At 69.9% G+C, this 14,700-nt stretch carries 9 protein-coding genes and 1 pseudogene; 8 read left to right on the top strand and 2 right to left on the bottom strand.

Going from position 1 to position 14,700, the window contains the following annotated elements; genetic code table 11:
• Positions 1–103: 103 nt before the first annotated feature.
• Positions 104–1,525, top strand: a pseudogene (locus tag PGH47_RS33875) (family 43 glycosylhydrolase).
• 77 nt (positions 1,526–1,602) lie between these two features.
• Positions 1,603–2,385 (top strand): polysaccharide deacetylase family protein, encoded by a 783-nt coding sequence (locus tag PGH47_RS33870; protein WP_271666550.1) that lies wholly within the window; start codon positions 1,603–1,605, stop codon positions 2,383–2,385.
• A 61-nt stretch (positions 2,386–2,446) separates the two neighbouring features.
• Here the strand turns inward: PGH47_RS33870 and PGH47_RS33865 are convergent, their stop codons facing one another.
• Entirely contained in the window at positions 2,447–3,457 is a 1,011-nt protein-coding gene (locus PGH47_RS33865; RefSeq protein ID WP_271666549.1) for a DUF2278 family protein, read from the bottom strand.
• A gap of 215 nt (positions 3,458–3,672) precedes the next feature.
• On the opposite strand from PGH47_RS33865, the gene PGH47_RS33860 reads away from it, so the two are divergent.
• Both PGH47_RS33860 and PGH47_RS33855 read left to right on the top strand, forming a co-directional pair.
• Complete coding sequence (locus PGH47_RS33860; protein WP_271666548.1) at positions 3,673–4,116, top strand: SRPBCC family protein; 444 nt, start codon at positions 3,673–3,675, stop codon at positions 4,114–4,116.
• 78 nt (positions 4,117–4,194) lie between these two features.
• Complete coding sequence (locus tag PGH47_RS33855; protein ID WP_271666547.1) at positions 4,195–5,463, top strand: lanthionine synthetase LanC family protein; 1,269 nt, start codon at positions 4,195–4,197, stop codon at positions 5,461–5,463.
• A 9-nt stretch (positions 5,464–5,472) separates the two neighbouring features.
• On the opposite strand, the gene PGH47_RS33850 is transcribed toward PGH47_RS33855, so the two are convergent.
• Positions 5,473–10,389, bottom strand: coding sequence for a DNA/RNA helicase domain-containing protein (locus tag PGH47_RS33850; RefSeq protein WP_271666546.1), 4,917 nt, complete (start codon positions 10,387–10,389; stop codon positions 5,473–5,475).
• 132 nt (positions 10,390–10,521) lie between these two features.
• Between PGH47_RS33850 and PGH47_RS33845 the strand changes: the two genes are divergently transcribed.
• Genes PGH47_RS33845 through PGH47_RS33830 form a run of 4 tightly spaced genes read left to right on the top strand, consistent with a single transcriptional unit; the run spans position 10,522 to position 14,689 of the window.
• Positions 10,522–11,415, top strand: coding sequence for a DUF4231 domain-containing protein (locus PGH47_RS33845; protein WP_271666545.1), 894 nt, complete (start codon positions 10,522–10,524; stop codon positions 11,413–11,415).
• Positions 11,416–11,430: 15 nt separating this feature from the next.
• Complete coding sequence (locus PGH47_RS33840; protein ID WP_271666544.1) at positions 11,431–12,729, top strand: toll/interleukin-1 receptor domain-containing protein; 1,299 nt, start codon at positions 11,431–11,433, stop codon at positions 12,727–12,729.
• A 5-nt stretch (positions 12,730–12,734) separates the two neighbouring features.
• Entirely contained in the window at positions 12,735–13,721 is a 987-nt protein-coding gene (locus tag PGH47_RS33835; protein ID WP_271666543.1) for an AAA family ATPase, read from the top strand.
• Entirely contained in the window at positions 13,718–14,689 is a 972-nt protein-coding gene (locus tag PGH47_RS33830; protein WP_271666542.1) for a hypothetical protein, read from the top strand. Before PGH47_RS33835 ends, PGH47_RS33830 begins: the two co-directional genes overlap by 4 nt.
• The last annotated feature ends 11 nt before the right edge of the window (positions 14,690–14,700 follow it).

The raw sequence follows: 14,700 nt of genomic DNA, 5'->3' as shown, positions 1-14,700 counted from the left end.
GTTCGAAATTACGGACAGAAATGGTCCGTATGTGGCGCCTCGTCCCCCACGACCTGACGTGAACTGGAGAACCCCCTTGAGACGCAACGCCGTTCGCCTGCTCATGGCGATGCTGGTGGCCCTCGCGGCCTGCCTCGTCGCACCGCCCCCCCCCCGCCCAGGCCGCCGTGCCCGACTCCCCCGCCGTGACCTACACCAACCCGATCGCGGAGAAACGGGCCGACCCGCACATCTTCAGACACACCGACGGCTACTACTACTTCACCGCGACCGTCCCTGAGTACGACCGCATCGTGCTGCGCCGGGCGACCACCATCCAGGGCCTGTCCACGGCCCAGGAGGTGACCATCTGGACCAAGCACTCCAGTGGTGTCATGGGCGCGCACATCTGGGCGCCGGAGATCCACTTCATCGACGGCAAGTGGTACGTCTACTTCGCCGCCGGCGCCGGCGATGACGTGTGGGCGATCCGGATGTACGTCCTGGAGGGCACCGGATCCAACCCGCTGACGGCCACCTGGGCGGAGAAGGGCCAGATCAAGACCCAGTGGGAGAGCTTCTCGCTGGACGCCACGACCTTCGTGGTGGGCGGCGTGCGCTATCTGGCGTGGGCCCAGCGCGACCCGTCCGTGAACAACAACACGGACGTCTATCTCGCGAGGATGGCCAACCCTGGACCATCACGGGCACTCCGGTGATGCTGTCGCGGCCCACCTACTCCTGGGAGACGGCCGGCTACAAGGTCAACGAGGGCCCGGCGGTGATCCAGCACGGCGGCAAGGTCTTCATGAGCTACTCCGCCGGCGCCACCGACAGCAACTACTGCCTGGGGCTGCTGTCCGCCTCCGCGAGCGCCGATCTGCTCAACGCGGCCAACTGGAGCAAGAGTTCCACGCCGGTGTTCACCAGCAACGCGGGCACGAGCCAGTACGGTCCGGGCCACAACTCCTTCACCGTGTCCGAGGACGGCAGGAGCGACGTCCTCGTCTATCACGACCGCAGCTACAAGGACATCAGCGGCGACCCGCTGAACGACCCCAACCGCCGCACCCGCGTCCAGAAGCTGTACTGGAAGGCCGACGGCACCCCCGACTTCGGCATCCCGGTGGCCGACGGGGTCACTCCGCAGCGCTTCTCGTCGTACAACTTCGCCGACCGGTTCATCCGGCACTGGGAGTACCGCGCCCGCGTCGAGGCCGGCGTCTCCCCGCTCGCCGACTCGCAGTTCCGCGTGGTCGCCGGCCTGACCGGCAGCGGCACGGTCTCCCTGGAGTCGGCCGACTTCCCCGGCTACTACCTGCGGCACAAGAACTTCGAGGTGTGGCTGGAGAAGAACGACGGCACGGCGCGGTTCGCCTCCGACGCGACCTTCCACAAGCGGGCCGGGCAGGCCGACCCGGCGGGGGTCTCCTACGAGTCGTACAACTACGCGGGGCGCTACATCAGGCACTACGAATACCTGCTGTACGTCCAGGCGCCGAGCACGGCCACGGACCGGGCCGACGCCACGTTCTACGCCCAGTAGAGAAGCGGAACGCCCAGTTCAGAGCCTATGAACAGTGACTATACATGGCGAGTATACTCGCCATGTATAGTCGCGATATGCCTTCTCTGACCAAGAAGATGAAAAAGCCATGGGCCTGGTTGTGTGCCGCCGCCGCTCTGGTGGTGGCCGCTTCCCTGGTGGCCTTCAGCCAGTACGTGCGCCTGGAGACCACTTCGCCGAGCGCCGCACGGGCCCAGGCCACGTCCACCGCCCGGACCCTCTCCGGCAGTGTCGACTGCCGCGAGGCCAAGTGCGTCGCGCTGACCTTCGACGCCGGGCCGAGCGAACACTCCGCGCGACTGCTGGACATCCTCAAGGAGAAGGACGTCCCGGCGACCTTCTTCCTCCTGGGCAAGCGGCACATCGAGAAGTACCCGGAGCTCGTCGAGCGGATGGCCGACGAGGGCCATGAGGTGGCCAACCACACCTGGGACCACAAGAGGCTCACGGAGCTGGAACCCGACGAGATACGTGAGGAGATAGAGCGCCCCAACAAGGCGATAGAGCGCATCGTCGGACGGCGCCCGACGCTGATGCGCCCGCCTCAGGGCCGTACCGATGACACGGTGCACGAGATCTGCCGCGAGCTGGGCATGTCCGAGGTGCTGTGGAGCGTGACCGCCAAGGACTACAAGACCGACGACTCCGAGCTCATAGAGCAGCGCGTCCTCGACCAGACGGACCGCGACGGCATCATCCTGCTGCACGACATCTACGACGGGACCGTGCCGGCCGTGCCCGGCATCATCGACGCGCTGAAGGAGCGCGGGTTCGTGTTCGTGACGGTCCCGCAGCTGCTCGCGCCGGGGAAGGCCGAGCCGGGAAAGGTGTACCGGTGAGCCGCCTCACCGGGTGAGGCCGCCGCGCGCGTCGCGCCCTGCGCCCGGTGGACGGCCCGCGTCAGAAGACGACGGTCCAGCCCTCCCGTGCGGCCTGCTCGGCCGTGTACGAGACGCCGTCGACCTTGAGCTTCCTGGCGTCGAGGAGGCTGATCTCGCCACCGTGGTTGCCGAGTTGGGCGCCGCCTTCGAGGCGCACGGCAAGACTGGTGCCGGGCGCGAGCGGTCCGGGCGGCACGGCGGAGCGCCGGCCCAGCCGGTCCTGGAGCTGCCACCCGGTCAGGTCGACGGCATCGGGCGAGGCGTTGAGCAGGGTGATGCTCTCCGCCTCGGGGGCGGGGCCGCGCGGGTTGACGAGCGCGGCGACGATGCGCACGGGCCGGGTGCCGGGCACCGGGCGTGAGCCGTCGACGTCCCCGATGGTGTGGCCGGTGACGTCGTCCGTCTTCCAGGACTGGCTCTGGAAGGCGAGGAAGACGGCGACCCAGCGGTCCTGCGCCGGGAAGTGCACGAGCAGTCCGCCGTCCTGCCACACGCCGTCGGCGTCACGGAACCGGCCGCTGTTGCCCTGGTTCATATGGATGTCGTGCACACCGTTGCCGGGCAGGAAGCCGAAGATCTTGTCCTTCGTCCCGGCCTCGGGCCCCCAGCGCTCGCCGAACAGATACAGCCGGGCCTCCTGGTCCGCGACCGCACGGCGGACGGAGTGGTCCAGGAGGTCGGCGAGGTCGTTGTCGGGGCCTTCGAGGTCCGGGGGCAGCTTCCGCATCAGGGCCGGGTCGAAGAGGTTGCCGCGCACGAAGTCGAGGTTCGGGCCGCCGGGGCCGGGCGGCAGGGTGTTCCAGCCGCTCGCGAGCCCCGCGAGACGGGCCGTGATCGGGTGCCGGAAGTCCTCGCTGACGAAGTACAGCAGCTCGGAAGGCTGTTGCTGGGAAAGAACGTTGACGGCGGCGCGGTAGTGGTTGCCGCCGTCGTCGGTGACATGGATCTGGTAGTGCGGCGAGTCGCTGCCTTCCTCGCGCCGGGTGTCGACGGCCCGTCCGATCAGTACGCCGTAGGTCTTCAGTGGCATGACGACCAACTCCCCCTGGAGGTGGGCGTATTGCCCACTCTTGGGAGGAAGGTTAGGGCGTGGGCGGGTCGGCCGAAGCCGAGTTCATCTCACGTACGTCTGTGCGCCGACGAGCCGCTGGACCATCTGCACGCCCCGTATACGCCACACGCTCCACCGGACGGCAGTGCCGTGACCAGCCCTGATTACACAGAACCGTTCCGTAAGATCGCTCCGTGGCGAACTTCCTCCTCGAACGCACGGTTCCGCTCCCCCTCACGGAGGCGTGGCGCCGCCTGACGGAGTGGCCCCGCCACGCCGATGTCGTCCCCCTGACCCGCATCCGGATCACCACCCCCGCCCCGACCCACGAGGGCACCCGCTTCGTCGCCCGCTCCGGCCTCGGCCCCCTCTCCTTCGACGACCCGATGGAGGTGACGGTCTGGCAGCCCCCGTCGGACGACGACACACCCGGCCTGTGCCGCTTGGAGAAGCGGGGCCGGGTGATGCGCGGCTGGGCCGAGATCGAGGTGCGCCCAGGTCCGGGCGGGCGGGCACGGGTGGTGTGGCGGGAGGAGGTGCGGGTGCGGTTCGTGCCGGGGGTTCTGGACGGGGCGGTTGAGCGTACGGCGCGGTATGTGTTCGGGCGCGCGATGAACCGGTTGCTCAGGAAGGCGTGACGGCCGTCCGGCCGGATGACCCCGGTACGGCTCGGTGCGCAGGTGAGGCCCGCAGACGGCCGTGCAAGAGTGAGCCCCATGGCAGAGACCGACGCAACGAGCATGAACCCGGACGAGGTTGAGGCGCTGGCCGTGGACGGTCTGCGGTGGCTGCTCTCCGTCGCGCGGGACTCCGGGGACGCCGGTGGACTCGGCTGGCCCATCAGGCCCTCCGACGAGGACATCGACCCCATGCTCTACAACGGCACCGCCGGAGTCGTCCCGGTCCTCCTGGAAGCCTGGCGGCACTTCGGCGAAGACTCCTACGGGGACGCGGCCCAGCGCGCGGCGCGCTCGCTGGCGGCGTCCGTCGAGCGCTGGGAGGGCGACTCGCTCTACTTCGGCCGCACCGGGATGGCGCTCGCGCTGCGTGCCGTGCACGACGAGCTGGGAGACCCGGTCGCCGGGGCCGCCGCCGACCGGGCACTGGAGCTGGTGCGGGCAGGCTTCGACGGGGAGCGCTGGGGCGAGCTGTACGAGCTGATGGGCGGCAACGCGGGCATCGGACTGGGCGCGCTGCTGGTCGGAGCGGACGATCTCGCCGTACGGGCTGTGGAGCCGTACACACGCACCGCCGAGCGGACCGCGCACGGCGTGCAGTGGCAGCACAGGCCCGGGGCGCCCGGCCGGATGCACCACATCTCGCACGGCACCCTCGGCATCGTGTACGGGCTGGCCGCCGTCGGCCGGGCGGCAGGCCGCACCGATCTGGTCGAGCTCGCGCTGGCCGGTGCCGCGGACGTCGTGTCCCGCGACGAGGACGGGCCGGACGGCTTCCTCGTCCCGCACTCCGATCCGCAGCACCGCCCCGATCTGGTCCAGCGCCACAACTACGGCTGGTGCCACGGCCCTGCGGGCGACGCGCAGGTCTTCCGGCTGCTGCGGGACCTGACGGGCGATCCCCGCTGGCAGGCCCTCGCGGACCGCTGCTGGCACACCGTCACGCACTCGGGTCTGCCGAGCCGGCTGCGCCCCGGCTTCTGGGACAACAACGGCCGCTGCTGCGGCACGGCGGGTGTGCTGGCCCTCGCCTGTGACCGGATCGCCGAGCAGGGCCACGGGCAGGACTTCGCCGGGATTCTCGTCGCCGACATCGCCGCCCATGCCGTCCGCGACGCCGACGGCGCCCGCTGGTCCAACGTCGAGCACCGGGCCGAACCCAGCGACCTGGAACCGCAGACCGGTTGGGCCATGGGCAACGCGGGAATCGTGCGGGAGCTGTTGCGCTTCGTGCGGGTCGCACGGGGAGGCGAGCCGAGCTACGCGTTCGTGTGGCCGGACCAGCCCGCCGTGCGTCGCTCGCGCTAGCCGCTCACTTCAGCCGGCCAGTGGCTGGGCAACCGTCGCAAGGTACTCGCTGGTCTCGGCGTCGACGGAGAAGATGACCAGCCCTTGGGAGGGACGGGTGAACAGACACCGGTAGGCATTGCGGATGAGCTTATCGCCTGCGGCGCGCTCCCTCGAATGGGATCCTTCCCGCAGGTCCCGCAGGTCGCGGTTGGCGCCCGGGTCGGTCACCCAGGAGTCGCCTCGCCACACCAGGTCCGGACCCATGATGACGCCGCACCAGTCGTACTCAAGGCCGTCCACGTCATGCGCGGAGGCCACATGGCACCAGCTGTCCGCTTCTGTGAGGCGAGGCCCTGATCCGTCCCCGGGACGCCAGGGCCGCTGCCAGGCTCCGATCCGGATCGACAGTCCGCCGAAGTGGCCCGCGGTCAGGACCACCTCCTTGCCCTCCATCCAGCGCCGCGCGAGAAAGGCTTCCAGCGCTTCGACGGTGGGCGCGATGTGAACACCCTCGGCACGGAAGACCGACCGGCGCCCCTGTCGGGTGGGGCGCCCGTCGAGCAATCGCGTCACCCAGTCGCCGTGCCGGGTGCTGAAGCGGAAGCGTAGGGGGGTCTCCAGCCGCATGCTCCGGCGCATGCTGCCCTGGGAGGGCACAGGCTCTGCGGGGAGCAGCGCACGGGACTCGTCGACAAAGAGGACCAGCCGCGCGGAGTAATCTGCCAGTGCGCTCAGCCGATGGGGGCGGCCTTCGAGCAACTCTGACCCCGGCCTCCAGGCCCCCAGTTGCTGGGCGTCGTCGCAGATGATCACCGGAAGCCGGCCGCGGGCATAGAGCATTCCGGAGTCGCTGATCTCGTCGTTGGGACGCGCTTGACCGGCACGGCTGCGCAACGCTGCGAGGAAGGGCGGCGAGCACGACGTGTAGGTGGCCCGCAACGAGGTATCGCGCAACTCATCGACGAGGGCGAGTGCGAGAGTACTCTTTCCGGTTCCGGGCCCGCCGGACACCACCATGATGCTCGCCCGCCCCCACTGGTCGGGCGAGGCACTGTCCAACCAGCGGCGGATCGTCGCCAGTTGCTCGTCCAGAAGATCTAGGTCGGCGTAGGCGGGCAGGTGGAGGGTTCCGTCGGCATCCAGCAGATCAGCCGGCCGGGCTCGGGCCTTGACGGGCGAGGCGAGTACGACGGCCTCGGGAGCACCGGTGGTCTGCCTGGCCAGTCGCCGGCGCAGAAAGTCCCCGAGTGCGTCCTCCTGTCCCGGTCCGAAGCTGACCGGCCGCCGTGTCAGGTCGGCTCCGATGAGGTCCAGCGTCTCGTGCAGCGACTCCAGGATCAGCCGATGGTCCGAGGCAATCCAGATCGCGGTCTGGATCCCGGAGGCGGCCGTGTCGGGGAAGTCTCGTTCCAGCCGGGCCGCGGTCACCGCCGCGGCGGCGGCCGGATCGAGCCGGCCGCCACCCGGAGACGCGGTGCACAGCAACGGGCCGTCGGACGGCCCCAGTTCCTCCTCCTCGCGAACCACCAGCACCACGAAGGCGTCCGCTCCGGTCGCGGGCGAGGTCCCGGCCAGCACCACCTCCCCGAAACCCCCTGTGACCGGAAGCGAATGCCCCATGATCATCCGCACGCCGGCCAGACCGCAGCCGAGGAGGACGCGGGCCGTGCGCTCGGCGTACCGGCGCCATCGGTGGGCTTCCGCGGTCGCGGGCTCCGCTCCCAGACAGTGTCCGTAGGCGTCCTGGAAGAGGGATGCCGAGCCGGGGCGCAGGGTCGAGAGCCATTGCCTGGCGGTGCCCACCAGGAGCTGACGGCTGTCATCGAGGCCCACCTGGTCGACCCGGAGGTCCTCCTCGGAAGCAGCAGCCGTGCCGGAGCCGGACCGGACCTCCTCAAGGCGGTACACATCGCCGCGCGCGCCGCGCAGAAGCACCGCCCCCAGGCCCACGGGAACCGTGCTCGTACCGCCGGGCGGAACGGTAACGGTCAGCGGAGCCCCCGGAATCCCGTCGCTGTCCTCGACGACCACCTCGACAACCCTGGGATCAGTGTCCGGCACGGGAATCGCCCATACCCGGGAGTCGGCGGCTCCCGTCTGCTGGACACCGAAGTGGAGGTAAGCGCCCTCGCGGGCCAGGGGCAGCGGTACGTCCCGGAAAAGGTCCACGATCACCGCAACGTCGTCCCGGGTCAGCGCAGGGGGCGCGGGTACGGGCCGCAGGCCGGCGTCCGGTGCCCGGCCTGCGGCGGCGGTGACCAGTTGCCAGGCCGTGGTGGAGGCCCGAACCCGTTCGGGGAGCCGGTTCCAGGCCCCGGTGAGCCAGTCCGCGAGCCCTTGGCGGTTGTCCTGGGTCACCAGGGCGCGTACCGCGGACTCCAGCAGCCGGGCGCCCGTTTCGGTCGTACTGATGCCCTCGGTGACGTCGAGCCAGTTGACCTTCTCCTCCAGGCGCAGAGCGGGCGAGATACCGACGTGCAGTTCATCCACGATCTCGCCGATGGAGTGCAGGGGGTCGCCCGGTTCGGCAGCGAGCAGCCGTTGCCGCAGTTCCTGTCGCAGGACCGGCAGCAGGTCGACGCGCAGGGAGATGGCGCTGGGGGTGCGCCCGCCGATCCAGTCGCCGAACCACAGGTCGGCCTCGTCCCCCGCGTCGGCTCCGGGAAAGACGCGAAGCCGGACGGCACGGATCAGTTCGGGTTCGATCCGGGTGGCCACGCTGAGGGCGATGGCCAGGTCCTGGGCGCCGAGCGGAAGAGGGCGCAGGCCGTCGGGGAGCCGAAGGGGCACCACCCGGGGTGTCCCGGCCGAGTCCGGGCGTGGGACGGGCTCGGGGCCGCGCGCCTGGGTTGCGGGCATCAGCAGCACCGCTGCCGCACGCCCGTTGACGATGTCGTCCGGGTCGGGCACCAGCCCGGGGTCCTCGGTGAGGGCGTACGTGACGTCCGTAGCGGAGACGTCTCCGGGCGTCGGCAGATACCGCCGGAGCCGGGACGCCAGCCCCGCGTCCAGCGCATCGGCCAGGCGGTCCACGGAGTTCGCGGCCTGGGCTGCCAGGGCGTAGACCGCCAGCTGCCGGCTGCTGTGGGGCAAGGAGTCGCCGTGGCGGACGATCACGAAGACATAGCGGCTGGTGCTCGCGGCAGCGGCGTACGCGATCGCGGCTCGAATCACGCCGTGGCGACCTGCGTCGGCGAGCGGCCCGATCAGCTGCCAGCGGCGCTCGTCCTGGCCGAGCAGGCGTGCGGCAAGGTGGTCGCGCAGGACGGGTTGGTGGAACTCGATGTCCCCGTGACCGGACTGGGTCACCAGACCCGCCCAGTGGATCACCTGGTGGAGCATCTCCTCGAGAGGTTGCGACGGCTCTGTCCCCGAGCCCGCCTCCTCATTGACCGCCGCCATCGCCTCGGCGTATGCGAGCCGGCCACTGCCGTGGGTGACCGCCCCGAGGGCAATGGCACCGAGCCACCGTCTGATCGAATCGAGGGGAACAGTGAGCTGTGTCGAACGCTGCTCCACAATTGCATCCACCAATCCGTCGAGGACGTGGTGGAGTTCGCTGGAAAAGCGATCACGGCGTTCGAAGTACTGGGCGCAGACGACGTGGCACAGCAGCGGGGTTCGCATCAGCTCAGCGAGGCCGTCATGGCGCCTCAGCTCCGCGAGCAGACCGGGGGCGTCAGTACCGGAGCTCTGCGGGTCGACCCGCCCGGACGCCCGGAACCACCGCCTCGCCGTCTCGGCCACTTCGGCGGGTGACATCGGCAGCAGTTCGAACCGGATGAACTCCAGGTCTGTGAGTCGCCCTTCAGGCAGTTCTGCCGTTCTGACAGCGAGAACACACCGGACTTGCGGTAGGTCTGCCATCAAGTCCCGTAACAGCGATGGGAGTTGGAAGATCGACCAGTCCGATACGAATTGCTCCACGACGTCCACGAGCAGCAGTCCGCGTCCGGAGCGAAGGACGCGCTCGACCCATCCGTCAGGCTGCGCAGCCATCATCCCGAGATGGGCAACGCGCGCCTCGCCAAGGCGCTGCGCCCACCTTTCCAAGTCCTGCACGGAGAGCAGGAAGGGCACATAGTCGGCCCCGCCGCCGGAGCCGTCCGCCCGTATGTTCTCCGCCGCCAGACGCCGGAGCACCGTGCTCTTGCCGGTCCCGGGCCGTCCGGTGAGCAGCACGCGGGGCGCCGCATCCAGCAGGTCCAGCGCGGGAATGGTGCTTCCGCTGTCCATCTCCTCGGCACGCAAGGGCCAATAGGAGTCAAGCAGGTCAAGAAGCCGCACATGCCCGCCCTCGATCGGGCGCCGAAGCCAGGCACGGTATGTCTCCTCGAACTCCGCGTCCTGAGCTGTCCAACTCGCCGGTACCAGGGGCTCTTCGTCGCCGATCGAGGCTCCGACCTCAGTCAACCGCCGCATCCATTGGAGGAGGCACTGGGCGATGCAGACCGTGACGTAGTCCCGGGCGAACATCGCGCCTTCCCAGGCCAAAAGGCCCGCATTGTCCTGGAGCCCCCAGTCGAAAAGCCTCGCCGCCAGCTCCTCGACGGCCATCTCGCGGACTTCTCCGAGCGTCGTCCGCTGCTCGGTGAACCTGCTCAGAGCCTGGATGAGGAGACGAACCAGGGGGGTCGTCTCGCCCCCGTCAGGAACACCGGCCCACTCCGGTGCACGGGCACGCATCACCTCGACCAGCACGCGAGCGGGGTGTGGCCGGAGTCTCCCGGGCCACTCCTCCGGGCGCACCAGGGCCCGGTCCGGGTTCTCTGCGATCTGGCCAACATCCGGATCGGGCACTTCCACGAAGCGGAGCGCTTCGCGCACCAACGTCCGAGCACTCACCGGCCCTGGCGGCAGAGACCTCCCTTCGAGGCGCACCATCAGCCTGAGCCACGGCAAAGCCTCATCAAACGGCAGGAATTCCCCCATCGGCGACGTCATGGCGCCCCCCTACACCTGAAGCCGCCCACCCCGCCCCCTTCCTCGTACGGCACCGCCCCAGTATCTCCAATTCCCCACCCTGGCAAGCCGATTCCCTGGGCATCCATCCGCCGGGTCGGTCAGAATCGTCATGTGGAAGCACAGGGGGAGGCCCTCACAACAGCGGGCACCACGTGGCGCCGGCAGAGTGTCTGGTCGCAGGCCGCGAGTGCACAGAAGCGTGAAATCCGGCGTGCCCGCTCACTGCTGCTCGCTCTGGGAATCGCCGCGGCCGCACTGGGCACGGCCTCGGGGCAGCTGATGGGCCCCGTGCCCTGGCTGGGCCGTGCCTGCGCGGTGGCGGCAGCGTTCGCGGCGGCGGGGTTACCGTTCGCGACAGGGCGTTGCGGCAGCCAGGCGCTGGCGGACTGGACACGGCTGCGCGCGGTGTCGGAGTCACTCAAGTCGGAGGTGTACGTGTCCCTCGCGGGCGCGGGACGCTACCGGACCGCACCCTCCGAGGCCGAGACCAGGCTCCGTGGGCGGCTGATCGAACTCGAACTCCATGCCTCGGACCTCGCACGCCACCTTCAGGGCGTCGAACCACTGGCGCGCCCCCTGCCCCCCGTCCGCGGCTTCGACGACTATGTCAGGGAACGTGTCGTCCAGCAGGTCTTGGGCTACTACCGGCCGCAGTCGCTCGTGATGCGCTCCCGCACCACTCTGCTCCGTCGTCTGGAGGTTGCCCTCGCACTCGTGGGCACATTGCAGGGCGCGCTGGCCGGAGGCTTCGGGATCGCACAGCTCGGCGTGTGGATCGCCGTCGTCACCACCATCGCCACAGCCGTGACCGCGCACGCCGCGGCCGGCCGATACGCCTACCAGGAGATCGAGTACTCCCGCACCGCCCAGGAGCTGGAGGCACTCCGGCTGTCCGGCCCGTCGAGCACCTCTGACATCGTTGAACAGGACCGGTTCATCGCCCGCTGCGAAGACGTCATCTCGGTGCAGAACGACGCCTGGATGGTCAAGTGGGCGGGGGCGTGAGGCGGCACCCGCACGATGGCCTCGATCTTCATCAGCCACAGCTCACGGAACGACCCGCTCGCCGAAAAGGTCCGTAAGAGCGTTGCCCGCACGCTCCGGTGCGCCGGGCACACGGTGGAGGTGGACCGGGACTCCCTGCGGGAGGGACAGGAGTGGTGCCCGGCGCTGTTCCGCATGATGGCCGAGTGCGACGCGGCCCTGGTGCTGCTCGGCCGGGCGGCTCTCGATTCGGCGTGGGTACGCAAAGAGGCAAGCATCCTGATGTGGCGCAGGGCCCTCAATCCGTCCCTGTACGTGCTTCCGGTGCTCGTCGGTGAAGTCGACTCGGGAATGCTGAAGGACAAGGGGTTCGACGACTTGCGCCCTCTGCTCGCCGCGCGCACGCCTTACGTCCGGGTCGAGGCTGACGACGAGCAGAGGGAGCGGCACGACGAGGACTACGTCGCCTCGCTGACGGCGGCCGTGACCGCGCAGTTCTCCGACGTGCCCGACCTGAGCGGCCTCAGTGATCCAATGCGGGCCTGGCTGAGGGCCATCGCCGAGTATCTGAAGCAGGTGAAGGACCCGCGGGCACTGCTGGAGTTCGGGATCGACATCGGCATCGACCCCGCCGACCGGCACCAGTTGGAGACTCAGCACGGCGCGTGTCAGTACGTCGCCCATCATCTGCTCGGGCCCGTGCCCCGGGATCAGCTCCCGGACGCCGTCGACAGGTTGGCACCGTATCTCGCGGACAATCCCTTGCGTCGACTGGTGGTCCAGCTCGTCCCCACCTGGATCGACGGGGAAGCGGCCCGGCGGCTGCTGCCCTCGCCCGTGCTCGCCTCCAAGCACGTCGTCGCGCTCAACGCGCACGCGGCGGACATCGCCGTTCAGTACGTGGACCGGGCCATGTGTCTGCAGTTCTCGCGGTACAACCAGCGCGAAGTGGGGGCACTGCCGACCGGGGAACACACCGTTGACGAGTTGTTCGCCCTGTGTGTGGAGCCCGTACGCCAGGTGTCGCGGAACCCCAGGTGGCTGCCACCCGAGCGGTATCGCGCCCACGCGAAGGACTATCTGCACTGTCTCTTCCTCGACGTCCAGGGACTGCGTCCGGCGCTCGCCGGTGAACTGGTGAGCCGGCTCCATGAAGCCTTTCCCTGGCTGCTCGTGGTGCTGTTGACCGGTGACACGGCGGCGGACGGGCTGAACGGGCACGTCGGGAAGCTCTCCGTGCTACCCGCTCTGACCGTGGACGAGGAGATACGCGTGCACCAGTTGACCGAGGATCTCACTGAGCTACCCGACCGTCACATCGGCGCCCGGAGGTAGGGCACATGAGCGACAACGACACGGCCCCACAACGGCGACCGGACCCCGAACGGGAGGCTCCGGACCGGCGCGACGGGCGGGTGTACATCATGCAGGACGACCTGGAACTGGCCGTCGACGTCGCACTTGCCGCCAACCGTCCGCTACTGCTGCGAGGCGAACCCGGCTCAGGCAAGTCCTCGGTGGCCGCGTACGTGGCCCGCAAGCGCAACTGGCGCTACTACGAGCAGGTGGTGACCTCCCGCACCGAGGGCAAGGACCTGCTGTGGACGTATGACCACGTTCGCCGGCTGGGCGACGCACAGGCGCTGCGGGCGGGTGAGAGGCTGGACGATGCCCGCTATGTACAGCCAGGTCCCCTGTGGTGGGCGTTCGACCCGGTCTCGGCGGGTCAGGCGGCGCGGCGCGGAAGGGACGGAGGGTTCCATCCCTGGGCCGTGGCCAACGAGGGGCGGTCCGGCAACTGCTCGGTGATCCTCATCGACGAGATCGACAAGGCCGACCCGGACATGCCCAACAGCCTCCTGGTACCGCTGGGTTCGCACCGGTTCACGGTGGCCGAGACCGGACGGCGGGTTGCCCGGAACAGCGGGCCGAAGCCTCCCGGGAACGACGAAGAGGGCCAACTGCTCATCGTCATCACCACGAACGAGGAGCGAGAACTGCCGCAGGCGTTCCTGCGACGCTGCATCGTGCACACTCTGCAGGCGCACACAGACACCCGACTCGTCAGCATCGCCGAGGCACACTTTCTCGACGAGTACGGCGAGTTCACGGCTGCCGAGCGGGAGCTGGCCGGGCAGCTGACTCGTAAGGTGGACGAGCTGCGACCGCAGGCGTCGGAGAAGGGGCTGCGGCCCCCGAGCACCGCCGAGTTCCTGGACGCTCTGCGTGCCTGCCACGAACTGGGCATCACTCCGGAGGATCCCCGCTGGGACGCGGTGCAGGAGCTCACCCTTGTCAAGCCTCAGCAGTGGGGAGGCACGCGATGAGCAGTGAGGTGTGGATCGGGGACCTGTTGCGGGCGACGGCCGCGCAGGGGGCCGGCTCGTTCGACGCCGTGGCGGGGCTCCTCGGGTTCGAGCGGATCACGCGCGCCCTGCCGCCCTCGGAGCCGGGTCCCGCGAGGAGCAGGCATGTGACGCCGGCGCCTGCGGATCCCCGCTCCCGGCCGAACGACTCGGGGCGCACGCCCGTCGAACCGCCGCGCCCCGCTCCCGCAGCCGAACCGCGCGCCGAGGCACCCGCGCCGACCTCCACGGCGCCTCGACTGCTGACGCCTGTCTACCGGGAGCCGAGGCGCCCCGTGGTGTGGTCGGCCGAGCCGCTGCCACGCCATCCGTCGGCCGGAGCCCGGAAGCTGCCGCACCAGCCGTTGTTGGCACCTCGGTCTGCCGCGGCGGTCACGCAGGCGGCTGCGGCGCGCCGCGCGCCGGGCCGTGAGGTCGACATCCCGGCGGTGGTGGCGGCCCTTTCACTCGGCCGTCCGTTGCTCCGGCTGCCGGCGCGTCCCGAGCCGACGCTGCGTTTCGGAGTGCAACTGCTGGTCGACTGGGGTGTTGGCATGCAGCCCTTCCACCGGGACGCGCAGGAACTGGTCCGGCAGGTCCGCGCCACCGTCGGGCGCGGCCTCACCGAGGTCCTCCACTTCGAGGACTGCCCCTCGCGCGGCGCGGGTCCCGCCGACGGCCGAGTCTGGCCGTCCTATGCTCCACCCGCCCCCGGTACGCCGGTGCTGCTGGTCACCGATCTCAGCATCGGCCGCCACGCTCCCGCCACGCGCCGCGCGGGCCGGCGGGAATGGGAACAGTGGGTGAGCACCGTTCGCCGCACCAACCGGTTGGTGGCATTTGTGCCGTACCCGCGACGCCGGTGGCCGCAGTGGGCGACAAGTCTGGTGCAGCTGGTGCCGTGGGACCGGGGCACGACGGTGGGCTGGGTGCGGGCCCACGTCGGCTGACGAGGACGGTC

It is taken from the genome of Streptomyces sp. HUAS 31 (assembly GCF_028198125.1).
Taxonomy (GTDB): domain Bacteria; phylum Actinomycetota; class Actinomycetes; order Streptomycetales; family Streptomycetaceae; genus Streptomyces; species Streptomyces chartreusis.
The sequence above is the reverse complement of the archived record's forward strand: the minus strand, read 5'-3'. Positions and strand labels throughout refer to the sequence as shown.